Here is a 23,511-nt window from a genome sequence, read left to right as displayed (position 1 = left end):
GCGCGCAGACTGGGCGTCTCCGAAGTGTCGGCAACGCCGCCAGCGCGTGATCTGGGCGGCGTCCGGCGCCGCCATGAATTGAGAGACACGGCCTAGCTCTCCTCCGCCTTCAGCATCGTGCGGACGTACGGCGCGGTCAGCAGCACGGTCAGCGCGAGCATGAACATCGCCACCGCAGCGGCGGTGCCGAAGTCGCCGCCGCCGATGCCGAGGCGGTAGATGTAGGTGCCGAGCAGGTTGGTGTCGCGGGTGACACCCCCGGCCTTCTGCAGCACGTAGATCTGGGTGAAGACGCGCAGGTCCCAGATCACCTGCAGCAGCCCGATGATCAGGAGCACCGGCCGGATCGAGGGCAGTACGACGTGCCGCAGCCGCTGCCAGGCGCCCGCGCCGTCGAGCTCGGCGGCCTCGGTGAGGTCCTCGCTGACCTGGGTGAGTGCGGCGTACCCGGTGAACGCCACGAACGGCACGCTCATCCACACGACGATCACCGTCGCCACGAAGAAGAACGACAGCGGCTCGAGCAGCCACGAGTGGCCCTCGTAGTCGGCGCCGAGCCGGCTGAGGCTCCAGTTCACGACGCCGTACTGCGTGTCGAACAGCCACTGCCACACGATCAGCGACGCGACCACCGGCATCGCCCACGCGAGCAGCAGGCCGCCCTGCACTAGGAGCCGCACCGGCCCCGCCATCAGCCGCATCAGCAGCGCGATGCCCATGCCGAGCACCATCGTGGCCGCGGCGTTGACCAGGCAGAACACGACGGTGCGGGCCAGCACCTTCCAGAGGTAGGCGTCGGTGACCAAGGCCCGGTAGTTGTCGAGCCCGACGAAGTCGGCGGGCCGGCCGAACTGCTGGGCCAGGCCGTACTCGTGGAACGACAGCACCACCTGGCGCACGAGCGGGTAGCCCAGCGAGAGCGCGAGGAGCGCGGCGGCCGGCACCACCAGGCCGTAGGGGAGGCGCCCGGCACCGCGCCGCGGCCGCGGCTCGGTCGGCAGCTCGGCGGCCACGGTCTCGGGCGGCGCGCTGGTCGTCGTGCTCACCTCCTCACTCCTCCTGTGGACATCCCGTCCGGCGATCATGCCTGTGGACGCGTGGTGGCGGATTCATGACGCCGAGTCGTCGTTACTGCTCATCAGTAACGACGACTCGGCGTGCGTTCGGCTCGCTCAGTTGAGCTGGTCGGTGATCTTCTCGTCGGCGGCGGCGGCGAGCTCGGCGACGTCACCACCGGTGGCGATGTCGACGAACAAGTCCTCGAGCACCCGGGAGCCCTCGACCTCGGCCCAGCCCGGTGCGGCCGGGGTGAGCTTCGCGTTGGACGCCGCGGCGATGGTCGCGGCGGCGAACTCGTCGCTGCCGAGCTCGCTCGAGAGCGAGCTCTTCGCCGGGGTGAGCCCGGCCGCGGCCATCAGCTTCTGGTAGTCGTCGCTGAGCATCAGGCCGACGACGTCACGGGCCAGGTCCTGGTTCTTCGACTTGGCCGAGATCGCGATGTCGGAGCCGCCGAGCAGCACCGGGGCGGGCTCGCCGTCGCTGCCGGGCAGCGCGAAGACACCCAGGTTGGCGACCATGTCGGGGCAGCCGGCCTCGGGGTCCTCGATGAGGCCCTTGACCCAGCCGGGCGCCGACAGCATGCCGACCTCGCCGTTGCAGAACGGCGTCTGCGGGTTCTCCTCGTTGCCGTCCTTGGCCGCGCCGGAGGCCTGCTCCATCAGCGCCTGCACGGTCTCGAGCCCCTCGACCGACTCGGGCGAGGACAGCGCGCCCTTCCACTCGTCGCCGTCCTGGACCGCGAGGTCGCCGCCGGCGTTCCAGACGAAGGCGACGCCGTTGCGCCAGTCCTGGCCGGGGAACCAGAAGCCGGAGAAGTTCGCGGGCTCGGGGTTGGCGGCCTTGAGGTCGATCGCGGCCTGGACGAACTCGTCCATGGTCGTGGGTACGGCGATGCCGGCCGCCTCGAAGAGGTCCTTACGGTAGAAGATGTACTTCGAGCCGGCGTAGTAGGGCACGGCGTAGGTCTTGCCGTCGACCTGCGCGCCCTCGACGAAGCCCTGGAGCAGGTCGTCGCCGCCCCAGTCGCCGAGCTCGTCGCTCACGTCGCTGAACGCGCCGGCCGAGGTGAACGTCGGCGCCTGGGTGTTGCCGACCTCGACCACGTCGGGCGTCTCGGAGTCGCTGGACAGCGAGGTCGTCAGCTTCTCGACCAGGCCCTCCCACTCCTGCTGCTCGATCGTCAGCGTGGAGCCGGGGTGGTCCTTCTCGAAGGTGGTCTTGAGCCACTCGCGGGCCGCGTCGGGGGTGTCCGCCCCGTTGAGCCAGACCCGGATGTCGGCCTTCTCGGGGCCGCCGTCGCCGGAGGCCGCGTCGGCCTTGTCGTCGTCGCCGCAGGCGGACAGGCCGAGGCCGAGCGCCAGCACGCCGGCCGCGGCCAGCGCCAGATTCTGCTTGAGTGTGCGCACCCTGCTGTTCCTCTCGATCATGCTGCTTCTCCTGGGTGGTGCCGGCGGGTCATCAGGACACCCCCAGCTGACCGGCCAGGACGAGGACCGCGGCGCCCACGAGCACCACGTCGTCGCCCAGCGCGGACGTGCGGACCACGAGCTGGTCGCCGGAGACCGGCATGGTGCGCTCGCGGATCGTGCGGTCGACGGCCTCGAGCAGCGGGCCGTCGAGCAGCTCGAGCGGGCCGCTGAGGACCAGCTCGTGCAGGTTGAGGGTGCCGACCACCGGCGCCAGGGCGACGCCGACCTGGGCGCCGACCTCCGCGAGCGAGTCGGGGCCGTCGGCGGCCACCCGCTCGCGCAGCCGCGGCGCCGCGAGCACGGTCTCGAGGCAGCCGCGCCGGCCGCAGGCGCACTCGGCGCCGTCGGGGTCGATGACCACGTGGCCGACCTCGCCGGCCGCCGAGCGGTGGCCGTGCAGCAGCGCCCCCTCGAGGACGAGCCCCGAGCCGACACCGGTGCCGACGCGGACCAGCATCAGCCCGCCGTCGCCGGCGTCGCCGAACGTGTGCTCGCCGAGCACGGCGGTGTTGGCGTCGTTCGCGACGAAGACGGGGAGGTCGAACGCCGAGCGCAGGCCCTCGGCGAGCGCGGTGTCGTGCCAGCCGAGGTTGGGGGCGTCGACGACGACGCCGGCAGCGTCGACCACCCCGGGGGTGCCGACCCCGATGCCGAGCACCGGGCGGGTGGCGACCTCGACGAGCTCTGCGACGATCGCGTGGACCAGCGCGACGGCGTCCTCGCCACGGCGACCCTCGAGCGGGCGGCTGCGCCGTTCCTGGACGTCGCCGGAGAGGTTGAGCAGGGCGCCGGTGGCCACGCCGTCCGCCGACAGGTCGACCGCCACGATCTGGCGCGACTCCTCGGCGAGCTGCACGAGCACCGGCGGCTTGCCGACCCGGCCCTGGACCGGGGCCGCCGACTCCGTGACCAGGCCCTCGGCGACCAGGCCGCCCACGACGTCGGAGACGGTGACGCGGGTCAGGCCGCTGGCGCGCGCGAGGTCGGCGCGGCTGGCCGGGCCGTGGCGGAACAGCAGCTGCAGCAGCAGCGCCCGGTGGTGGCGGCGGGTGTCCTCCGGCAGGTGGCGGCCCGAGGGGCGCAGCGCCCTGCGGGCCGGGGTGGAGACCGTCGTCACATTTGTTAGTTAACTGTCCTTACTAATTTCTTGTCAAGGGGTGATCTCCCGGCGTCAGGGACGGGTCGCTCGGCAGCGACAGCGTGAGCACGGCGTCCTCGATGAGGTCGCTGCGCTCCACGTCGCTCTCGACCTGACGCAGCCGGCGGGCCAGGTCGGGCTCCCGGTCGTCGCCGGTGAGGTCGACCGCGGCCACCACGAAGAGGCGTTGCGGACCCACGAACTCCAGGTGCAGGTAGGTCACCCGGTTCACGTCGGGGTGCCCGAGGATCCGCTCCAGCACCTGGTCGTGGACCTCCGGGCCTTGGGCCTCCCCCAGCAGGTAGTCCATGTTGCGGCGCATCAGGAAGATCGCGACACCGGCGAGCAGCAGCCCGATAGCGATCGAGCCCGCGGCGTCGAACTCGTGGCGCCCGGTGAGCTGGTGCAGGCCGATGCCGAGTGCCGCGATCAGCAGCCCGACCAGGGCGGAGAAGTCCTCGAAGAACACCGCCCGCAGGGTGGGGTTCGACGTCTCGGCGACGTAGCGGACCGGGCTCCGCCGGAACCGCCGCGCGGCGCCGTGCACCTGGCGGCTGGCCTGGACGAACGACGTCCCCTCCAGCACGAACGCGATCGCCAGGACGACGTAGTTCGCCGTGTAGCTGGCCTTGCCGGGCTCGCCCATGAGCGCGGTGACGCCGTGCCACACCGACACCACGGCACCGGCGGAGAAGAGCCCGAACGCCGCCACCAGCGACCAGATGTACGTCGCCCGTCCGTAGCCGCGCGGGTGCTCATCGTCCCGAGGCCGGCTGCCGCGGCGCTCGGCGACCAGCAGGAACACCTCGTTGCCCGTGTCGGACCAGGAGTGCGCCGCCTCCGCGACCATCGCCGCCGATCCCGTGACCACCGCCGCGACGGACTTCGCGACCGCGAGGAGTCCGTTGGCGACCAAGGCCACGGCGACCGTGAACAGCGACGAGCTCATACCTTCTTCGGTCGATGGTGGGGCCACAGGGGTTGGTACCCCCCGGTGTTGGGGTAACAACCACTTCATGAAGACCACGGTCACGTGGGTCTTCGTGGGGGTGCTCGTTCTGCTGGGAGGACAGCCGGACGCAGCGGGGGCGGGGGGCCACTTCGCAGCAGACAAGAGATCGAGCCTGCAACAGGCACGCGTCGTCGACCGGTACGTCGCGCTCGGCGACTCCTACACGGCCGGCGCCGGCATCCCGCCGGCGTCGCCCAGCGGGTGCTTCCGCTCGGCGCGCAACTACCCGGCCCGGGTGGCCGAGCGGCTGTCGCGGAGGACCGAGGTGGTCGACGTGAGCTGCGGTGCGGCCACGACCTCCAACGCCGAGTCCGCGCAGACGACGTTCGCGAGCAACCCGCCGCAGCTCTCCCAGGTCGACGCCCGCGCCGACCTGGTCACGGTGAGCCTCGGCGTCAACGACGCGGGCTTCGCGAGCCTGTTCTCGCAGTGCCCAGCACTCGCGGCGTACGACCCCATGGGCGCGCCGTGCCGGGCGTCGTTCCAGACGCCCACGGGAGACCTCCTGCTCGCGGGGGTCCACGCGGTGCGCGAGCGGCTCGCGCGGGTGCTCGAGGAGGTCCAGACCCGGGCGCCGCGCGCGCAGGTCCTGCTCGTCGGCTACCCGCAGCCCGTGCCCGAGAGCGGCACGTGCGCGCAGCTTCCCCTGGCCGCCGGCGACTACGCCTACGCACGCGAGTTCTTCGTCGCGCTCGACGCCAGCATGCGGCTCGCAGCCCGCGACGCGGGCGCCACCTACATCGACGTGCTCACCGCGAGCCGGGGCCACGACATCTGCGCCGGACGGGACGCGTGGGTGCTGGGGGCCGGGCCGAGCGGGCGGACGGCGCCGTACCACCCGTTCGCCCGGGAGCAGCGGGCCGTGGCGGCCCTCGTGGTCGATGCGGTGAAGTCAGCGCGGTGACGTAGCGTGCTCCCGTGCGCCGGGCTGTGACGATCTCGGTGCTGTGCGCGGCGGTCCTGGCGCTGGGCGCTTGCAAGGACGACGAGCAGGCGGCGAAGCCGATCCGCACCTACGTCTCGATGGGCGACTCCTTCACCTCCGGCGCCGGCCTCCCCCAGACCACCAGCCCCGTCTGCCAGCGGTCGCGGCTCGCCTACCCCGCGCTGGTGGCGAAGGAGCTGGGCGCCCGGCTCGACGACGCGAGCTGCGGCGGAGCCGCGACGGTCAACGTCGCCGGACCGCAGGTCATCGGCACGGAGACGGTGCCGCCGCAGCTCGACGCCGTGAAGCCCGGCACCGACCTCGTGACCGTCGGCCTCGGCTTCAACGACCAGAACTGGTTCGCGGGGTTCTTCTCCGGCTGCACCGCGCTGACCGCCAGCGACCCCGACGGCCACCCTTGCCAGGACCTCGGCGAGGCGGGGAACGCCGATGCGGACGTCGTCTCCGAGACGATCCGGAAGCAGGTCGTCGACACCCTGGGCCTGATCCGCAAGAAGGCGCCGGACGCGAGGATCCTGCTCGTCGGCTACCCGCAGCTGGTGCCCGCCTCCGGCACCTGCGCCGCGCTTCCGCTCGCGAAGGACGACTACCCCTACGTGCGGTCGATGATGGAGCTGCTCGACGACAAGCTGAGCGACGCCGCGGACGCGGCCGACGTGACCTACGTCGACGTGCTCGGCGCGAGCGAGGGCCACGACATCTGCGCCGGCGACGAGGCGTGGGTCAACGGCGCCACGACGGTCGTCGGCACCGCCGCGGGCTACCACCCCTTCGCCCGCGGCCAGCGGGCCGTCGCCGACCTCGTCCTGGCCGCGCTCCGGGACTGAGCGTCGTGCGCGCCCATCGGCTCGCGGCGTGGGTCGCGCTGCTGACGACGGCGATCGCGCTCGGCGGGTGCCGCGACGCCGCGCCCGACGATGACGGTGCCGACCGCGGCGACCGGCGCTACGTCGCGCTCGGCGACTCCTACACCTCCGGCGCCGGACTCCCGTCGACCCGTCGCGACGGGGAGGGCTGCGGCCAGTCGGACCTGAGCTACCCCCGCCTGGTCGCGGAGGCGATCGACGCGCTCCTCACCGACGTCAGCTGCGGCGGCGCCACGACCGAGAACGGCGCCGAGCCGCAGTCGCAGGGCGTCCTCGGCACGCCGCGCCCACCCCAGCTCGACGCGGTGACCGAGGACACCGACGTGGTGACCGTCGGGCTCGGCGGCAACGACTTCGGGTGGTTCCTCGGCGTGATGTTCGTCTGCACGTCGATCGCGGCCGAGGACCTGACCGGCAACCCGTGCGAGCGCCAGGGCACCTCGGCCGGGTCGGACCTCACCGCCCTGCCGCCCAGGATCGGGGACCGGCTGGAGGCGCTGCTCCTCGAGGTGCACCGCCGGGCGCCGGGGGCGCGGGTGCTGCTCGTCGGCTACCCGCAGCTCGTGCCGGCCGAGGGCACCTGCCCCGAGCTGCCGCTGGCGAAGGGCGACTACCCGTTCGTGCGGGCGCAGTGGGAGGCGCTCGACGCAGCCATGCGCGAGGCCGCCACCGCCGCGGGCGCGACGTACGTCGAGGTGCTCGGCCCCAGCGAGGGGCACGACGTCTGTGCCGGCGAGGACGCCTGGCTCAACGGGGTCGAGGCGCGGACGGGGGTCGCGGCGGCCTACCACCCGGTCGCGGCCTACCAGGCCGCCGTCGCCGACCTCGTGGTGCAGGCGCTGCAGGAGTGACGCGGGCAGTGACGCGGGCGGCGTTCGTCCGTTGATGCTGAGGAGATGGATGCCCGCCGTACCGTGAAGACCATGCCCAGCAGCCGCGCCCTCGCCGCCGCCGCGCTGCTCGCTGCACTCGCGCTCACCGCCTGTGACGACGGGCCGCCCTCGGCGACCGTGGGCAACCCCGCGCCGACCACGGCCCTGCCCCGCGTGGACTCGCCGTACCCGACCTATGTCGCGCTCGGAGACTCCTACACCGCCGCGCCCGGGGTGCCGCAGACCGAGCAGGAGACCGGCTGCCTGCGCTCCAACGGCAACTACGCCAGCCAGGTGGCCAACCAGCTCAAGTCCGCCTTCGTCGACGTGAGCTGCTCGGGCGCCAGCACGGTCTCGCTGGTCGGCGCCCAGCACAGCGCCGACCACGTCTACCCGCCGCAGTTCGCGGCGCTGTCCGCCGACACCTCGCTGGTCACGCTCGGCATCGGCGGCAACGACCTCGAGCTGTTCCAGACCATGGTCGGGACCTGCGGCCAGCTCGGGCTCAGCGACCCCGACGGGTCACCATGCCGCGACTACATGAAGGACGCCGGCCGGAAGAAGGACCTGCTCGTCGAGCGGATCGACAAGATCCGCGGCCGGATCACCGCGGCGCTCAAGGGCATCCACGACCGGGCGCCGCAGGCGCGGGTGATGCTCGTGGGCTACCCGCAGCCGCTGCCGGGCAAGGGCACCTGCCGGATCCTGCCGCTGGCCAAGGGCGACTACCCCTACGTGCGCGACCTCGTCGTCAGGCTCAACGACGCGATGCGCGCCGCGGCGAAGAAGGCCAAGGCCGACTTCATCGACGTCCTCAAGGCGAGCAGGGGTCACGACATCTGCGCGGGCCAGGACGCGTGGGTCAACGGCGTGAACACCGACCTGATGCGCGCGCTGGCGTTCCACCCGTTCGCCGAGGAGCAGCAGGCGGTCGCTGACCTGATCATGAAGAAGCTCGACCTCGACCACTAGGCCGTGTCAGAGCGTCGAGTGGACCACCCGCCCGGCCACCGCGGTCAGCGCGACCGGCATGCTCCGCAGGGCCGCACCCGTCGCGGCGGAGTCGGGCCCGACCGCCAGGGGGTCGGCGTCGAGGAGCACCAGGTCGCCGGGTGAGCCGACGCCGACTGTCGGCTGACCGTCGACGGAGGCGGCGAGCGCCTCCGCCGGGGTGAGCGCCTGCTCGGCGTGCCACGGGTCGCGGTCGTCGGCGCTGCGGTGCACGGCCGCCGCAATCGCCAGCCACGGGTCGAGCGGCGAGACGGGGGCGTCGGAGCCGAGCGCGAGCTCGACGCCGTCGTCGAGCATCCAGCGGAACGCGAAGCACCGCTCCGCCCGACCAGGCCACGCCAGCTCGGTCAGGTCGCGGTCGTCGAGGAGGTGGGCCGGCTGGACGCTGGCCCGCACGCCGAGCGCGGCCATCCGGCACACGTCTTCGCGGCCGACGAGCTGGGCGTGCTCGATCGAGCCGATCGCACCCGTGTCGGCGTAGGCGCCCAGGGCCTCGGCTACGGCGGCGTCGCCGATCGCGTGGGTGGCGACCTCCAGTCCGCCTGCATGGGCGCGGGCCAGCAGCTCGCGGAGCTCGGCGCCGGAGAGGTTGGGCTGGCCGGCGGGGTGCTCGAGGCGGTGGGCGTCGGAGTAGGGGTCGCAGCACCACGCGGTGCGGGTGTTGAGGGAGCCGTCGCTGATGATCTTGAGCGGCCCCATCGTGATCCGGTCGTCGCAGCCCGGCAGCGGGTCGCCGGTCCTGAGGCCGGCCGCGACCACGTCGTCGAGCGTGTCGGCGTACGTCGCCCAGCGGACCCGCAGCAGGTCGCAGTCGTGGCCCCACCGCTCGGTCCAGTCGTCGCGACTGCCCCCGAACTCGAAGTCGACGAGCCCGACGACGCCGCGCGCGGCCGCGGCGTCGAGGGTGCGACGGAACGCGTCGGGCGAGGTGCCGTCGCTGCCGAAGAGGGTGACCAGGCGGGGGTAGACCGCGAACCACTCCGTCTCGCGGACGACCGAGTCGCGCACCGGCATCGCGAGGTGCATCAGCGCCGTCGTGTTGAGCCACGCGTGGTGGCCGTCTCCGGCGATCAGCACCACCGGCGTCTCGCCGGTGACCGCGTCGAGCTCGGCGACGGTCACGTCGCGCGTCCACCCGCCCGGCCGGTGGCCCCACCCGATGACCGGGACGCCGGGCAGCGACGCCACTCGCTCGGCGGCCAGCGCCAGCACCTGCTCGGGCGAGCGCGCGGCCGCGAGGTCGAGCCGCTGCGACGAGAGCGTCCACTGCGTGAGGTGGACGTGCTGGTCCCAGAGTCCCGGTGCGCACCAGCGGCCGTCGGCGTCGTGCTCCTCGACGCCCGGGCGGGGGTCGAGGTGCGCGGCGACGGTCGTGACCACACCGTCCTCGACGAGGACGTCGACCGGGTGCTGCGGTGGAGCCGCAGCAGGTCCGATCGGCACCAGCCGCGCGCGACGGATCAGCAGGCTCACCGGCAGCACGCTAGTGGTTGCCACCGGCCCGGCAATGGCCCGGACGGGTCAGGCGGCGCAGGGCTCCAGGCAGTCGCAGTCCTCGTGGTCCGGCTCCGGCACGGCCATCGGCTGGGGCCGCAGGAGCACCCCGCCGACCACGGCGGCCAGCGCGGCGGCCACGGCGCCGACCGCGAAGGCGACCTGCAGGCCGCCGTGCAGCGACTCGACGGCCGAGGAGCCGCCTGCGGCGAGCGACGCCGTCCGCGAGTCGGAGACCGCCACCAGCACGGCCAGGCCGAGGGCGCCGCCCATCATGAACGAGGTGTTCACGACGCCGGAGGCGAGCCCGGCCTCGTGCGGCTCGACGTCACCCATCGCGGCCAGCAGCACCGGGTTGAAGGCGATGCCGGCGCCGATGCCGAGCAGGATCATCGAGGGCAGCACGTCGGTGACGAAGCTCCCGTCGACGGGCGCCAGCGCGAAGAGGCCCAGCGACACCGCGGCGAGCGCGAGCCCCACGGTCAGCGGGGGACGGATGCCGAACCTCATCACCAGCCGGTCGGAGACCTTCAGCGAGCAGAACATCATCACCAGGCTGGTCGGGACGAACGCGAGGCCGACCTCGAGGGCGCTGTAGCCCAGCACCTGCTGGAGGTAGAGCGCGGCCAGGAAGAACCAGGCGAACATCGCAGCGGCCCAGAGCACGCCGACGACCTGCGAGACCGAGACGTTGCGGAGCCTGAACAGCCGCAGCGGGACGAGCGGCGCGGCCGCCCTGGTCTCCCAGCCGACGAACGCCGCGAACAGGACCGCGGCGGCTACCAGCAGGACCACGGTGCGGGTCGACGTCCAGCCGGCCTCGTTGCCGCCGACCACGGCGTAGACCGCGAGCATCAGCGCAGAGGTGACGAGCACGGCGCCCGGGACGTCGAGCCTGGTCGAGCCCGCCTGGACCTGGTCGGCCGGCAGCATCGCGCGGGCGGCGACCACGACGGCGATGCCGACGGGGACGTTGACGAGGAAGATCCAGTGCCAGCTGAGGAGGCCGGTCAGGACGCCCCCGGCCAGCACGCCGACCGCGCCGCCGCCGGACATCACGAAGCCGAAGACGCCCATCGCCTTCGCGCGGTCGGCCGGCGAGCCGAACAGGCCCATGATCAGCGCGAGTGCGACGGCGGAGACGGTGGCACCCGCGAGGCCCTGCACGGCGCGGCCGACGACGAGGAACGACGCGCTCGGCGCGAGGCCGCACACGGCGGAGGCGATCGTGAAGGACACGACGCCGCCGAGGAAGACCCGGCGGTTGCCGAGCAGGTCACCGAGCCGGCCCGAGAGCAGCAGGAAGCCGCCGAAGGTGAGGAGGTAGGCGTTGACGACCCACGCGAGCGAGGCCTGCGAGAAGCCGAGATCGGTGCGGATCGAAGGGAGCGCGACGTTCACGATGCTCTGGTCGAGCACGATCATCAGGTCGCCCAGGCAGAGCACGTAGAGCGCCAGCCAGCGGCTCCTCGACGCCGTGGACTCGGCGGTCTGGTCGGCCTGCTGGGCCTGATGGGCCTGCGAGGAGGGCGTCTGCGTGGTCATCTGGGTCTCCTGGTCCGGAAGGGTCGTCACCCCTTCTACGAACGGGTGCCGACGAATACGACAGACCCCGCGGACTTTCTCGATTCATCGCTCCCGCCCACTTCGTTAGGGTCGGGCGCATGTGGTGGCGCGCGCTCGGGGTGGCCGTCGTGCTGCTCTGCGCCGGCGTCGCGGGCGGGTACGCCGTCGCGGACCGCGGCCAGCCCGAGCCGACCGGGAGCAGCACCCTGGCGCCGATGCCCGCGGTCTCGCCGTCCGTGCCGACACCGGTCGCGCCGACCTACGCCCCCGACCCCGACGACCCCGCGATGCACGCCACGGGGCTGGCGACCGAGACGTTGCGGCTGCGGCGCGACACCACCGGGGCCGGGGTGAAGGTCGACATCCCCGTCGGCTGGCGCTCGAGCCACCCCTCCGACAACCTGTGGAACTTCGTCGACCCCGAGGCCTCGACGGGGACCTACCTGCTGCGCGTCACGATCCAGACCGGCGCCAACGTCTCCGTCTCCGGCGCCGTCGCACAGCGGATCGCGCTCCTCGAGCTCACCGAGGACGACGGCAACATCGCCGACTTCACCGTGCTCAGCCAGACGGGCGACACCCTCATCGCGAGCTACGTCGAGGGCGACCACCTGAGGTACACCACGGAGCGATGGGTGTCCTTCGACGGCAAGACGGCCTACGCGTCGGTGGCGGTGACGGGCCGCGAGGTCGACCAGCAGGGGCTCAACGACCTGCTCGGCCGGGCGATCAGCTCGCTGCGCCCGCTGGCGCCCAAGGGAGCCGACAGCGACTAGAGACCGTGCGTCCGCACGTCGTCAAGCACCTGGTTGGCCGTCGCCCGGTCGCTGCTGCGGATCTGCACCCACAGCAGCGTGTTGGTGCTGACCTGGACGACGCGCTCGACCACGACGGTGCCGCCGGTGCAGTCGGCGTAGACGACGGTCTTCGACGTGTCGCCGTCGCGGGCGTCGTCGATCGTCCGACCCGCGGTGTCGCACTCCGGGTGCTGCGGCACCGCCTCCGGCAGCTCGGTGCTGCTCAGCAGCCCGAGGAAGACCCCTTCGTCGTCGGAGTCCTGGGCTGCCCAGTCCTCGCTGGTGCCGACCGAGAGCGCCGGCAGCGAGGTGTCGGTGCCGGGCGGCGTCCAGCCGTCGCGAGCGTCGGCGCGGTCCCAGTCGGCCGGCACGGTGACCGACAGCGTGCCGGTGGCGTCGGAGACCGTGCGGTCGGTCGGGGCGAGCTGACGCTGCGCGGCGTACCCCGCGCCGCCGCCGACGACCAGCGCGACCAGCCCGACCAGCGTGAGCACCCCGAGCCGGCGGCCCCGGCGCCGCGGCAGCGCCGGCTCGGGCAGTCCGCCCTCCTCGGGCTGGGGGGTCGGCCGCGGGCCGGCCTGGGTCAGCTCGGGGTCACGCGCGAGCCAGGTCTGGGCGGTGGGTCCCGCGGCGGCGGGGCCGAGGGCGTCGGCCAGGGCGTCGACGAACGCCGTCACGCTCGGGTAGCGATCGTCGCGGTCGTGGGCGAGCCCGCGCCGCAGGACCGCCTCGACGGCGCTCGGGAACGGGCGCTCCGGTGTCGAGACCGGCGGCAGGGCGCCCGGGTTCATCGCGTCGGACAGCGAGAGGTGGGTGAACGGCGCCCGGCCGGTGAGCAGCAGGAAGGAGAGCGCGGCGAGGGAGTACTGGTCGGCGCGCGCGTCGGGCGCCTGGGCGGCGGCCTGCTCGGGCGCGACGTAGGTCGGCGTGCCGGCGACCATCGTGAGGCGCGAGGACATGTCGAGCGACTTGCCGAGTCCGAGGTCGCCGAGCATCGCGCGGACGCCGCGCTCCTCGGCTCCGTCGATGCTGCGGAAGAGCACGTTGGCCGGCTTGACGTCGCGGTGCAGGATGTCGCGGTCGTGCAGGGCCTGCAGGCCGGCACCGACCTGGCGGATCACCTCGAGAGCCTGCGCGGGGGTCAGCTCGACGTCGAGCCGGTCGGCCAGCGTGCCCTGGTCGGCGTACGACATCACGAGGTAGGGCCGGCCGTCGTCGAGCTCACCGGCGTCGTAGACCGAGACGACGTGGGGCGACTCGACCTTGCGCAGGTAGCGGCCCTCCTCCAGGAACCGCTGCCGGATCTGGTGGTCCTCGGTCCAGTTGTCGGCGAGCACCTTGATGGCCACCGGCGAGTCGAGCTGCTCGTCGTAGGCCAGCCAGACCGTCGCGAACCCGCCGGAGCCGATCCGGCGGCGCACGGCGTAGCGGCCGAGTCGGTGGGGCATGGGCACGCCCACATCTTGGCCCCTCCTGCGCCCGGGGAAACGTGAGCCCTCGGGCCGCGGGTATGTTCGGTGCCGCTGGGGAGGGTGGAGACGTGATGGGTGAGGCAGTGACACCGGACGAGATCGACGAGCTGGCGCGGCGCGCCCAGGACGGCGACCGCGACGCGATGGAGATGCTGCTCACCGCGGTGCGGCCGCGCACGCTGAACGTCTGCCGCGGGGTGCTGCCGTACACGCCCGACGCGGAGGATGCCTGCCAGGAGGCGCTCATCAAGGTCTCCCAGAAGATCGGCACCTGGAACCAGCAGGGGCGCTTCACCACGTGGTTGCACATGGTCGCGGTCAACTCCGCGCGCTCGACGTACCGCCGGATGAAGAACCAGGCCGTCGCGGCCGACCCCCAGGAGTCGGGCGCGATGGCGCGCCCCGACCCGCGCACCACGAGCGTCATCGCCGGCACCCGCCTCGACCTGCTCGAGGCGATGGAGACGCTGGAGCGCGACCACCCGCAGTTCGTCGAGCCGCTGCTGCTGCGCGACGTCTACGGCCTGCCCTACGAGGAGATCGCCCAGCTCGTCGGTGCACCGCTCGGCACGATCAAGGCGCAGATCCACCACGGCCGGCGGCTGGTGCGACCGCTGCTGGCGGAATCGTCGTGAGGCGGGCCTCGCTCGGCACCCTCGGGGCACTCCTCCTCACCGCGACGCTGGCGACCGGCTGCAGCGACGGCTCCGGCACGGCGAGCAGACCGACCCGGCCCGCGTCCGCGGAGTCGACCGCGACGCAGGCGCCGTCCGCCTCGGCGTTGCTCCCCGCAGAGACCGACGCGCCCGCCGACGCCGACGACCCGGCGCTGGACCCGGCGCTGAGCGAGCCGGTCGAGGACTCGCTCTACCCCGACGTCGGCGACCCGAGCGTCGACTCGCTGCACTACGACCTCGACCTCGCCTGGACCCCAGAGACCCGGACCCTCGTCGGCGTCGCGACCATCGAGCTCCGCTCGACCGGCACCGGCGACCACCTGCAGCTCGACCTGGGCGAGCCGCTGGAGGTCTCGGCGGTGACCCTCGACGGTGCCGACGTGGCGTTCGACCACAGCGGCAAGGACCTCGTCGTGCAGACGCCGGTCACCGAGGACGAGCGCTACGTCCTCGAGGTGCGCTACTCGGGCACCCCCGAGCCGACCCCGGCGCCGACCACGCGCAGCGACTTCAGCACGAGCGGCTGGACGATCACGCCGGACGGCGAGACCTGGACGATGCAGGAGCCCTTCGGCGCGTTCACGTGGTACCCCGTCAACGACCAGCCCTCCGACAAGGCTTTCTACGACATCAGCGTGACGGTGCCGGCACCGTGGGTCGGCGTCGCCAACGGCGAGCTGGTCGACCAGACCGAGGACGACGGCCTGACCACGACGAGCTGGCACCTGTCGAAGCCCGCGTCGTCGTACGTCGTGACGGTGGCGATCGGCGACTACACCCGCACGAGCAACACCTCCCAGGGCGGGACCGAGATCTCCTACTGGGTGCCGAGCGACCGACCCGGCCTCGCGCAGGGCCTGGAGTCGGCGGCCGAGGGTCTCGACTGGCTCGAGGCGCTGCTCGGGCCCTACCCGTTCGACAGCCTCGGCTTCGTGCTCGTCGACTCGCGCAGCGGCATGGAGACGCAGACGATGATCACGCTCGGCGTCACCGACTACACGACGTCGGAGGCGGTGCTGGTGCACGAGATGGCGCACCAGTGGTACGGCGACGAGGTCACGCCCGACGACTGGGCCGACGTGTGGATGAACGAGGGCATGGCGATGTACCTCCAGGGCTGCTGGCAGGCCGAGGCCGACGGCCGCACGGTCGACGCCGTGATGAACGACTGGGCGTCGTTCGAGGGGGCGATGCGCGCCAAGTCGGGGGCGCCGGCCGACTACGACCCGACCCAGTTCGGCGAGGGCAACGTCTACTACGGCCCTGCACTGATGTGGCACGAGCTGCGCAAGCGGATCGGCGACGACGCGTTCTGGACGCTCGTGCGCGACTGGCCGGCCCGCGCGCCGGAGACCAACGTGTCGCGCGAGGAGTACCTCGACTGGCTGGTCGACCGGACCCACGTCGACCGCTCGTTCTTCGACGACTGGCTGCTCAGCCCCACCACGCCGCCCCGCTCCTGACGCTCGCCGCGTTCTGCCCTCGGCTGATCGAGGCGCCGAAAGGTTGTGCTGACCCGTCCGAGGAGTGTGGGGTGGCTGGCATGCGACTCCTGGTGCTGGGTGGGACGGTCTTCCTGTCGAGGGCGGTGGCGGCCGACGCCGTCGCTCGGGGGCACGAGGTGACCTGTGCGGCGCGCGGGACCTCGGGCTCGGTGCCCGACGGTGCGCGCCTGGTCGCGCTCGACCGCACCCAGCCGCTGGACGCGTCCACCCTCGGCGAGTTCGACGCGGTCGTCGACGTGGCGCGGCACCCCTCGTGGGTGCGCAACGCCGTCGCGGCGTACGCCGACGCGCACTGGGTGTTCGTCTCGACCGTCAACGTGTACGCCGACGACACCACGCCGGGCGGCACGCCCGCGACGCTCCCGCTCGTGGACGCGATCGAGGAGGACGTCGACCTCAAGGAGACGCCGGAGGCGTACGGCCCGATGAAGGTGGCGTGCGAGCGTGCGGTGCTCGACGGGGCGGCGTCGGCGATGGTCATGCGGCCGGGGCTGATCGTCGGCCCGGGCGACCCGACCGGGCGGTTCAGCTACTGGCCGCGCCGGCTCGCGCACGGCGGTGAGCTGCTGGCGCCGGGCGACCCCGGCGACGTCATGCAGGTCGCCGACGTCCGCGACCTCGCCGCGTGGGCGGTGACGGCGTGCGAGCAGCGCACCACCGGTGTCTTCGACGGCGTGGGCACGCCGCTGCCGATGGCCGACCTGCTGGCCCAGTGCGCCGAGGGGGTCGAGCCCGAGGTGACGTGGACCTGGGTCGACCAGGGCTTCCTCGGCGAGCACGAGGTGGAGCCGTGGTCGGGTCCGGCGTCGATCCCGCTGTGGCTGCCGCGACCGGAGTACGACGGCCTGGGCTCACACGACGTGGGACCCTCCCTCGACGCCGGGCTCACGATCCGCCCGCTGGCCGACACCACCCGCGACACGCTCGCCTGGCTCGACGCCACCCCCGACGCCGTCGTCGGCGGCATCGGCCTCGACCGCGAGCAGGAGCTCCTGAGCGCCTGGCACGCTCAGGTCTCGGGATAGTCCCAGACGTTCCCGCCGCGAGGCACGCTCGGGCGACGTCGAGAACGTCTGGGACTATCCCGCCCCGGCTACCCGCCGAGGTCCGGGCCGCTCACGGCGGTCCCGAGGTCGACCTGGTGGGGCTGGGGACGAGCGCCGGGCTCGTCGTTCGGCGTCCCGACACCGACAGGTGGGCCTGCCTCCTGCGGGTGGGGGTTGGGCGGCTGCGCCTCCGGGCCGGGCTGCTCCGCCTCGACGTGGACGGCGGGAGCGCCGGGTGGTGGCTGCGCCTCGGCGCCGGGCTGCTCGGCCTCCACGTGGACGGCGGGGGCGCCGGGTGGCGGCTGACCGCTGTCCCCGCCGGAGACCGACGCCGCAACGGCCGGCACCGCCCCCAGCAGACCGAGCGCGAGCACCGCGCCCGCAACGGTGATGGGTCGAGGCCTCATGGTCAGCACACCACCACGAGGTGGAAGGCCCGGTTGGCCAGCGCGCCGGCGAAGTCGCGGGTGGTCACGAAGAACGCCTCCGCGTTGCCCGACCGGTCGGTGGCCGCGGTGACCGCGCCTCCGGCGCCACCGATCCCGGCCTCACCCTGGGTGACCACAGGGGTGCAGAACGAGACGTTCAGCCCGAAGTCGACCTCGTAGGTCCCCGTGCCCAGGGAGATGCTGCTGACGCCCCCGGAGCTGTTCGCGAGCGTGCCGTCCGCGTTCACCTGCGCGGTCAGCACCCCGATGTCCTGGTTTGTCAGGCCGAAGTCCACGATCTCACCGCTGTCGATCGAGCTGTCGGCGATCTCCGTGGCCGCCACACCGTCGGTCTGGATCTCAGCCTGGCCGACGGAGTTGCTCGCCAGGTCGGCGTCGGTCAGCGAGTCCGGGGCGACCTCGTCCGTGCCGACCGCGTTGGTGCCGATGTCGGCGGCGGTGATCGTCCCGTCCACGATCTTCGCCGACGTCACCGAATTGTCGCCCACGCCACCGCTGAAGATCCCGGGGGCGAGCTCGGCGGCACCGATGCTGCCGTCCTGGAGGTCGGCGCCCGTCAGGGCGCCGTCCTTGACGTCGACGCCCTTGATGGTGCTGTTCTTGATGTTCTTGCTGGTGATCTGCTTGGCGGCGTACGCCGACCCCGATCCCAGGACCAGCGCGACCGCGAGCACCGCGACGACATGGGCCAGGCTGAGCCTGTGGAGGATTCTCTTCACCTGTTGCTCCAGTGGTAGACCCCGGGGGTCCGACGCCCGGAGGGAGGATGATGTCTCTCGACGTTAGGGACCGGAGCGGGCCATATGGTATGGCCCCATGGAGCGATTGCTTTTGGTGGTCAACCTGTGCTTGGTGGTGGCCGTCCTCGGGGTGGGGCTCGTGGTCGTCAGGGCCGCGGACGAGGCCGACCGGGACCGCGCCGAGCTGGCCTGCCTGCAGCGGGCGCAGTCGACGGCGACCATCGCACTACTCGCTCCGGAGGCCAACGTCGACGCCCAGGGTCGGCTCGACGCCATCAAGACCCTCAGTGGCCAGGTCGACGACTGCTGAGGCGAGCGGCACCGGATCGCCGAACCGCGCGCCGAAGGCCAGGTCGGGCACGGGACGCCGGGTGCGCGGCACGAGGTCGGACTCGACGGCGAGGCCGACCGCGAGGCCCGTCGTGACCCGCCAGTGGGGCGGGACGCCGGCGAGCGCGGTCAGGCCGTCGTGGTCGAACGCCGCGAACTGGTGCACGCCCAGCCCGAGCGCAGCCGCCTGGACGGTCAGGTGCGCGACCGCCTGGCCGAGGTCGTACTGCGCGTAGTCGGAGTAGCCGAGCGCATCGTCCTCCGGTCCGGACGCGACCTGGTTGAGGGTGAAGACCAGCGCCGACGCCGCGGGCGCCCAGCGCCGCACCGAGGGCGCGAGCAGCTCGACGAACGCCGCGTGTGCGTCATCGCCGCGGCGGCCGACGAGGAACGCCCACGGCTGGGAGTTGCCGGCGGACGGCGCCCACCGGGCGGCCTCGAGGAGCACCGCGAGCTCGTCGTCGGCGAGCACGTGCGTGTCGTCGTACACGCGGATGCTGCGGCGCTCGCGCAGCAGCGGCAGGAGCTCGGCCATGCGGGGGCAACAGCCGGCGCGGCGGCGTTCATCCCGGACCTCGCGGTCAGACCAGGTTGGTGCGAGGAGCGTCCTTCCACACCCGCCGGCGCCAGCCGAAGAAGCCGAGCACGAACACCCACCAGAACGCCTCGATGAAGACCACCTGGGTCGCCCGCACCGACTGCACCAGCGCGTCGCCGGTCTCCTCGACCGCCCAGTGGGTGCCCCGCGAGCGGCAGCCAGACGGGTTGGGGTCCAGCGGGCTGCACACCGGCGTGAAGCCGGTCGCGTCGTCCGCGAGCAGCGCCGCCCTCGCGGGTTGCGCCTCCATGGGCTCGGCAGCGGGATCGTCGGCGTCCTCCTCGGGGGCGTCGACCGGCAGGGTGGGGTGCGCCGCCAGCCAGCGCTCGAACGTCTCGAGCATCGCCTGGTGGCCGCGCTCGTTGGGGTGCAGGCTGTTGTGCGACCAGTTCGCGGGGTTGAACCGCTGCTCCGCGAGCCCGGAGACCGAGCGCAGGCCGATGAAGTTCAGCCCCGGCCGGCCGTTGTTCGCGGGGTCGCACAGCTGCAGGCCGGCGTCCTTCAACGAGCTCTTCATCTCCTCGAGGTAGTAGAAGTGGTGCGCCACGGCGACCTCGCGGACCGTCTCGTTGAGCTGCTCGAGGAACCCCGCGACGAACGCCCGCTCCTCGGGACGCAGCGCGACCTGCGAGCAGCGCCGCAGCACGTCGTCGGCCGACGCCGGGGCGAGCTCGCCCTTGCCGCGGTAGATCGGGTCGGGGTAGGCCGTCACCACGACCGGCGTGCCCGGGAACGCGTCGCGCACCTGGGTGTACGTCGCGTCCAGCGACCTGCGCACGTCCGCGAGCCCGCCGGTCCACCAGTGGCCCTTCTCCGCGCAGTTGCCGGGCACCAGGCACATCACGCCGATCGTGGAGAACCCTGCGTCGTTCCCGCCGATGCTCAGCACCACCAGCTCGGGGGTGAACTTCTCCGACGCCGCGAGCTCCCGGTAGTGCGCGAGCTGCGTCGCCCCCTCGCCGTCCTGGACGAAGACCTTCGGCAGGTCCGAGCCGTCGGGGTTCGAGGTGCGGATGTTGGCGGACTTGGCGCCCGAGCAGGCGAGGAAGACCGTGCCGTCGAACGGTGCCAGCCGGCCGGCCTGCATCGCCCACGCCGAGGGCGCGCGGCGGCAGGTGTCCTCGCCGGCCGTGTCGGTGCCGTCGTAGAAGATCGAGGCACCCTCACCGGACATGTAGGAGTCGCCGAGCGCGACCAGCACGTGCTTCTTGCCCGCGACCGACGGCGGCGTCCCCCCGTCGCCGGGCGTGAACCCCATGACCGCGAGCGCGACGATGATCAGCACGATGTCGGCGCGGGTGCTCGACGCGACCGACGCGGTGAGGATGCCGAGCGCGACGACGAGGAACACCATGAACCTCGAGTGGCCGCTGTCGACCCACATCCACCAGCCGCACGCCAGGGCACCGACCAGCCCGACACCCATCACCACCCACAGCACCGTGCTCGACCCCCACGAGGCGAGGAACGTCGTGCCCCGCTCCGACAGGAACGCCACGGCGACCGGCCAGCAGACCGCGAGCCCCAGGCCCAGCAACCCGGCGCCGACCCACAGCTGGTGGGTGTCGGTGCGGTGCAGCACCCAGTAGCCGACGAGGACCAGCAGCACCGCCAGCCCCGCGAGGATCACGCCGACCCGGCCGACCCACGTGCCGTTCTCGCGCCACACCGCGAGCCCGCCGCCGATCGCGAAGTAGGTGAGCACGAGGGCGCCGAGGAGCAGGCCGCTGCTGGCGACGTCGTTCGCCAGCAGGATCTTGTAGATGACCCCCAGTGCGATCGCGAGGACGAGCACAGCCGCGTAGACCCACCACCGGTCGACGGCAGGGGTCCCGGAGAGGTAGCCGGTGTACTGCCCGCGCAGCCACAGGCCCGACGCGACGAGGAAGACCGACAGCGCCAGCCCGAAGCCCAGCGACGGCGCCCCGCTACGGGCCACGGTCAGCAGCAGCACCACCGAGGCCGCGAAGAACAGCGTCCGGCGCTTGGCGACGTGGTCGGCCCCGGTGCCGAACATGACTCCTCGGACGACGTCGGTGACAGCCATGGCGGTCCCTCCTCCTGGATCGGATTCTGATCCGGTGCTCGTCAGGGAGCCATGACCCGATCGGTCCATTGACGGCTGCCGGCCGCCCGGCTCGGCACCGGCTCGTAACCAGCTCGTCGGGCCCACCGTTGACCCGGCGTGCTCCGTCCTCGCCACGTGACCGCCACCGCCGCAGTCGCCGTCCTGGCGCTCGGGCTCGGCCTCCCCGCGCCCGGGGCGGCGGTGCCGATCCCGTCGCTGCCGACCGACCTCCTGGTGCCGCAGTTCGTCGGCGCGCCGGCGGTGCCGCAACCCGTCGAGCACCGCCGGGTGCCGCAGCTGCCGATGCTGTCGGCCAACGGCACGAGCTCCATGCACGACGACGCCTACGCCTCCGACGCCTACGAGGTCAGCGGCCCGCTCGGCCGCGACCTCCAGGTCACCAGCGCGACGTACGGCGTGCGCGAGTGCGCGACCATCGCCTTCGACTCGCACGGCCGCGTCGTGGGGCTGTGCGGCGGGCTCGAGGGCTTCGGCCTCATGGTGATCGACCCGGTCACCCTGCAGCCGATCAGCGAGCTGCGGACCTCGCAGCGCGACCTCGCGAGCGGCAAGAACCCGCTCACCGACATCTGCGGCGGCACGTACTTCTTCCTCGACCGCTCCGACCGCGCCTACCCGACGACCGCCGCCCGCGAGATCTGGAAGGTCGCCGTGCACGCCGACGGCTCGCTCGCCAAGGAGCACGTGTGGTCGGTCGCGTCCGTCGTGCCCGACGGCGACTGCCTGATCGCGACGATGCCCGACTGGCGGGGCCGGATCTGGTTCTTCACCGAGCAGGGCGTGGTCGGCACGATCGCGCCGAGCAGCGGACGGATCCGCACCACGCACCTGCCCGCAGGCGAGCGCGTGACGAACTCGGTGTCGACCGACGAGTCCGGCGGGATGTACGTCGTCTCGACCCACGCGCTCTACCGCCTCGACGCGCGGCGGCGCGGAGCGGCGAAGGGCACCCCGCACGTGACCTGGCGGCGTACCTACGACCGAGGCAGCCGCACCAAGCCCGGCAACCTCTCGCAGGGCTCGGGCACGACACCGACGCTGGTCGGCAAGCGGTGGGTGGCGATCAACGACAACGCCGACCCCCGCACCCGGATCGTCGTGCTCGACCGGCGCCGGAACGTGCCGGGCCACCGGCGGCTGCACTGCGCGGTGCCGGTGCTCGCCCACGACGCCGGCACCACCGACAACAGTCTGGTCGCGGCCGGGCGGTCACTCGTCATCGAGAACAACTACGGCTACGGCGGTCCGACCACCACCCTCGGCGGCAGGTCGAGCACGCCCGGCCTCGCCAGCGTCGAGATCCGCAAGCGCGGCTGTCGGCTCCAGTGGACCAGCGACGAGACCGCGCCGAGCTCGGTGGCGAAGGCCTCGCTCGGCAACGGCCTGCTCTACGCCTACACCAAGCCGCCCCGGGCCGACGGCCTCGACGCGTGGTACGTCACCGCCATCGACCTGCGCACCGGCCAGACCCGCTGGAGCCGGCTCACCGGCACCGGCGTCCAGTGGAACAACCACTACTCCTCGATCTACCTCGGCCCCGACGGCACCCTCTACGTCGCCACCCTCGCCGGCCTGGTCCGGATGCGCGACGGCGGCTGACGCGACCCCGCCCTCAGACGTAGCTGCAGACCGTGTTGTGGAAGGCCGTCTCCTTCCTGAGCTTCTTCTTCATCCTCTTGAGGTCCTTCTTCAGCTTCTTGATGGTCCCGGCGGCGGCGTGGTTGACGATCGCCTGCCGGAGGCGCTTCTTGGCCTGGGCGACGGACTTCTTGAACTGCTTGACCAGCTTCGCGCTGTCCGCGCAGTCCATCGCCGCGCCCGCGTCGACCACGTAGAGCGTGAAGGCACCCGGGACCGCGCTGGACACCCGGACCGTCCTCTCGCCTCTTCCGTTGAAGCTGTAGTAGCGCATCGCCCCGCTGCCCCCGGGGCACTTCACCGCGGACAGGTCCCGGTAGAGCGGCGCGTTCACGGCCGGCGTGATCTCGACCCCCGGGGCGCCCAGGACCTGGACGGAGGGGCCGCTGAAGGGCTCGGCAACGGCGCCCACGGCGGACTCGACGCAGATGCCGGCGTACATGGTCCGGAGAGCGGTGACGCGGTACCAGACGGTGCCGGGGTTGGCGGACGCCGGCTCGCCCGGCTCGGTCGTCGCCTCCACGGTCGTGCCGCTCACCGGTCCGGTCGGGATGGTGTGCGCGGCCGCGGCGGCGAAGTCGTCGTTGCTCGGCGGGGCGGCCGCCGCGACGTCGGGCAGCAGGAGAGAGCTCGCGATCACCGCCGCAGCCAAGCCGCAGGCCGTGCGGGTACGTCGGACGGTGCGCTGGTGCATCGGGACTCCTTCGGTCGGGTCCCTCCCGCCCGTCAACCTAGCT

At 72.8% G+C, this 23,511-nt stretch carries 21 protein-coding genes; 9 read left to right on the top strand and 12 right to left on the bottom strand.

Annotated features, from left to right (window positions below):
* Positions 1-92: 92 nt before the first annotated feature.
* The 4 genes from G514_RS0100330 to G514_RS0100315 form a co-directional block, all read right to left on the bottom strand.
* Positions 93-1,046, bottom strand: a complete 954-nt coding sequence (locus tag G514_RS0100330; RefSeq protein ID WP_211222003.1) for a carbohydrate ABC transporter permease — start codon at positions 1,044-1,046, stop codon at positions 93-95.
* Between the two features lie 126 nt (positions 1,047-1,172).
* Entirely contained in the window at positions 1,173-2,486 is a 1,314-nt protein-coding gene (locus G514_RS0100325; RefSeq protein ID WP_036563153.1) for an extracellular solute-binding protein, read from the bottom strand.
* A gap of 31 nt (positions 2,487-2,517) precedes the next feature.
* The gene (locus G514_RS0100320; RefSeq protein WP_028650141.1) at positions 2,518-3,645 is read right to left on the bottom strand and encodes an ROK family transcriptional regulator; all 1,128 of its coding nucleotides are present in this window, start codon (positions 3,643-3,645) and stop codon (positions 2,518-2,520) included.
* 22 nt (positions 3,646-3,667) lie between these two features.
* Positions 3,668-4,615, bottom strand: coding sequence for a cation diffusion facilitator family transporter (locus G514_RS0100315; RefSeq protein WP_051246324.1), 948 nt, complete (start codon positions 4,613-4,615; stop codon positions 3,668-3,670).
* 67 nt (positions 4,616-4,682) lie between these two features.
* Between G514_RS0100315 and G514_RS23955 the strand changes: the two genes are divergently transcribed.
* From G514_RS23955 to G514_RS0100295, 4 genes are all read left to right on the top strand, one after another.
* Positions 4,683-5,582, top strand: a complete 900-nt coding sequence (locus G514_RS23955) for an SGNH/GDSL hydrolase family protein (protein ID WP_051246322.1) — start codon at positions 4,683-4,685, stop codon at positions 5,580-5,582.
* Between the two features lie 14 nt (positions 5,583-5,596).
* Positions 5,597-6,451 carry an SGNH/GDSL hydrolase family protein gene (locus tag G514_RS0100305; RefSeq protein ID WP_028650139.1) on the top strand — a complete coding sequence of 285 codons (855 nt, stop codon included), beginning with the start codon at positions 5,597-5,599 and terminating at the stop codon, positions 6,449-6,451.
* 5 nt (positions 6,452-6,456) lie between these two features.
* Positions 6,457-7,341, top strand: a complete 885-nt coding sequence (locus tag G514_RS0100300; protein ID WP_051246318.1) for an SGNH/GDSL hydrolase family protein — start codon at positions 6,457-6,459, stop codon at positions 7,339-7,341.
* Positions 7,342-7,413: 72 nt separating this feature from the next.
* Complete coding sequence (locus G514_RS0100295; protein ID WP_028650137.1) at positions 7,414-8,334, top strand: SGNH/GDSL hydrolase family protein; 921 nt, start codon at positions 7,414-7,416, stop codon at positions 8,332-8,334.
* 6 nt (positions 8,335-8,340) lie between these two features.
* On the opposite strand, the gene G514_RS0100290 is transcribed toward G514_RS0100295, so the two are convergent.
* Together G514_RS0100290 and G514_RS23950 are read right to left on the bottom strand one after the other, a co-directional pair.
* Positions 8,341-9,846, bottom strand: a complete 1,506-nt coding sequence (locus G514_RS0100290; protein WP_245582051.1) for an amidohydrolase — start codon at positions 9,844-9,846, stop codon at positions 8,341-8,343.
* Positions 9,847-9,894: 48 nt separating this feature from the next.
* Entirely contained in the window at positions 9,895-11,412 is a 1,518-nt protein-coding gene (locus G514_RS23950) for a DHA2 family efflux MFS transporter permease subunit (protein ID WP_084151672.1), read from the bottom strand.
* Between the two features lie 119 nt (positions 11,413-11,531).
* Here G514_RS23950 and G514_RS0100280 point away from each other — a divergent pair, with 119 nt between their 5' ends.
* On the top strand, positions 11,532-12,209 hold the full coding sequence (locus tag G514_RS0100280) for a hypothetical protein (protein WP_028650135.1): 678 nt from the start codon (positions 11,532-11,534) through the stop codon (positions 12,207-12,209).
* On the opposite strand, the gene G514_RS30055 is transcribed toward G514_RS0100280, so the two are convergent.
* Complete coding sequence (locus G514_RS30055) at positions 12,206-13,678, bottom strand: serine/threonine-protein kinase (RefSeq protein ID WP_036563221.1); 1,473 nt, start codon at positions 13,676-13,678, stop codon at positions 12,206-12,208. The two genes, G514_RS0100280 and G514_RS30055, sit on opposite strands and share 4 nt — an antisense overlap.
* A gap of 95 nt (positions 13,679-13,773) precedes the next feature.
* On the opposite strand from G514_RS30055, the gene G514_RS0100270 reads away from it, so the two are divergent.
* From G514_RS0100270 to G514_RS0100260, 3 genes are all read left to right on the top strand, one after another.
* On the top strand, positions 13,774-14,337 hold the full coding sequence (locus tag G514_RS0100270) for an RNA polymerase sigma factor (protein ID WP_028650134.1): 564 nt from the start codon (positions 13,774-13,776) through the stop codon (positions 14,335-14,337).
* Positions 14,334-15,842: a M1 family metallopeptidase gene (locus G514_RS23940; RefSeq protein WP_051246315.1), complete on the top strand. Its 1,509-nt coding sequence runs from the start codon at positions 14,334-14,336 to the stop codon at positions 15,840-15,842. Before G514_RS0100270 ends, G514_RS23940 begins: the two co-directional genes overlap by 4 nt.
* Positions 15,843-15,922: 80 nt before the next feature.
* On the top strand, positions 15,923-16,909 hold the full coding sequence (locus G514_RS0100260) for an NAD-dependent epimerase/dehydratase family protein (RefSeq protein WP_028650133.1): 987 nt from the start codon (positions 15,923-15,925) through the stop codon (positions 16,907-16,909).
* Positions 16,910-16,977: 68 nt separating this feature from the next.
* Here the strand turns inward: G514_RS0100260 and G514_RS0100255 are convergent, their stop codons facing one another.
* The 4 genes from G514_RS0100255 to G514_RS0100240 form a co-directional block, all read right to left on the bottom strand.
* Positions 16,978-17,337, bottom strand: coding sequence for a superantigen-like protein SSL4 (locus G514_RS0100255; RefSeq protein ID WP_157544519.1), 360 nt, complete (start codon positions 17,335-17,337; stop codon positions 16,978-16,980).
* A gap of 2 nt (positions 17,338-17,339) precedes the next feature.
* Positions 17,340-18,098: a hypothetical protein gene (locus tag G514_RS28775; protein ID WP_157544518.1), complete on the bottom strand. Its 759-nt coding sequence runs from the start codon at positions 18,096-18,098 to the stop codon at positions 17,340-17,342.
* A gap of 247 nt (positions 18,099-18,345) precedes the next feature.
* Positions 18,346-18,984 carry a nitroreductase family protein gene (locus G514_RS23930; RefSeq protein WP_084151670.1) on the bottom strand — a complete coding sequence of 213 codons (639 nt, stop codon included), beginning with the start codon at positions 18,982-18,984 and terminating at the stop codon, positions 18,346-18,348.
* A gap of 46 nt (positions 18,985-19,030) precedes the next feature.
* Positions 19,031-21,094: a GDSL-type esterase/lipase family protein gene (locus G514_RS0100240; protein ID WP_028650131.1), complete on the bottom strand. Its 2,064-nt coding sequence runs from the start codon at positions 21,092-21,094 to the stop codon at positions 19,031-19,033.
* 156 nt (positions 21,095-21,250) lie between these two features.
* Here G514_RS0100240 and G514_RS0100235 point away from each other — a divergent pair, with 156 nt between their 5' ends.
* Entirely contained in the window at positions 21,251-22,735 is a 1,485-nt protein-coding gene (locus G514_RS0100235) for a hypothetical protein (protein WP_051246313.1), read from the top strand.
* A 13-nt stretch (positions 22,736-22,748) separates the two neighbouring features.
* Here the strand turns inward: G514_RS0100235 and G514_RS0100230 are convergent, their stop codons facing one another.
* Positions 22,749-23,414: a hypothetical protein gene (locus G514_RS0100230; protein ID WP_028650129.1), complete on the bottom strand. Its 666-nt coding sequence runs from the start codon at positions 23,412-23,414 to the stop codon at positions 22,749-22,751.
* Positions 23,415-23,511: the final 97 nt, after the last annotated feature.

It is taken from the genome of Nocardioides halotolerans DSM 19273 (assembly GCF_000422805.1).
GTDB classification, from domain to species: domain Bacteria; phylum Actinomycetota; class Actinomycetes; order Propionibacteriales; family Nocardioidaceae; genus Nocardioides; species Nocardioides halotolerans.
Note: the sequence above shows the minus strand (reverse complement) of the source record. Positions and strands in the feature narration are given on the sequence as shown.

Excerpts from the sequence above, each read along its gene's own strand:
- G514_RS0100325 (WP_036563153.1), bottom strand. The coding sequence starts at position 2,486 with ATGATCGAGAGGAACAGCAGGGTGCGCACACTCAAGCAGAATCTGGCG.
- G514_RS0100315 (WP_051246324.1), bottom strand. The coding sequence starts at position 4,615 with ATGAGCTCGTCGCTGTTCACGGTCGCCGTGGCCTTGGTCGCCAACGGA.
- G514_RS23955 (WP_051246322.1), top strand. The coding sequence starts at position 4,683 with ATGAAGACCACGGTCACGTGGGTCTTCGTGGGGGTGCTCGTTCTGCTG.
- G514_RS0100295 (WP_028650137.1), top strand. The coding sequence starts at position 7,414 with ATGCCCAGCAGCCGCGCCCTCGCCGCCGCCGCGCTGCTCGCTGCACTC.
- G514_RS23950 (WP_084151672.1), bottom strand. The coding sequence starts at position 11,412 with ATGACCACGCAGACGCCCTCCTCGCAGGCCCATCAGGCCCAGCAGGCC.
- G514_RS0100280 (WP_028650135.1), top strand. The coding sequence starts at position 11,532 with ATGTGGTGGCGCGCGCTCGGGGTGGCCGTCGTGCTGCTCTGCGCCGGC.
- G514_RS30055 (WP_036563221.1), bottom strand. The coding sequence starts at position 13,678 with ATGCCCCACCGACTCGGCCGCTACGCCGTGCGCCGCCGGATCGGCTCC.
- G514_RS0100270 (WP_028650134.1), top strand. The coding sequence starts at position 13,774 with ATGGGTGAGGCAGTGACACCGGACGAGATCGACGAGCTGGCGCGGCGC.
- G514_RS0100260 (WP_028650133.1), top strand. The coding sequence starts at position 15,923 with ATGCGACTCCTGGTGCTGGGTGGGACGGTCTTCCTGTCGAGGGCGGTG.
- G514_RS0100255 (WP_157544519.1), bottom strand. The coding sequence starts at position 17,337 with ATGAGGCCTCGACCCATCACCGTTGCGGGCGCGGTGCTCGCGCTCGGT.
- G514_RS23930 (WP_084151670.1), bottom strand. The coding sequence starts at position 18,984 with ATGGCCGAGCTCCTGCCGCTGCTGCGCGAGCGCCGCAGCATCCGCGTG.
- G514_RS0100240 (WP_028650131.1), bottom strand. The coding sequence starts at position 21,094 with ATGGCTGTCACCGACGTCGTCCGAGGAGTCATGTTCGGCACCGGGGCC.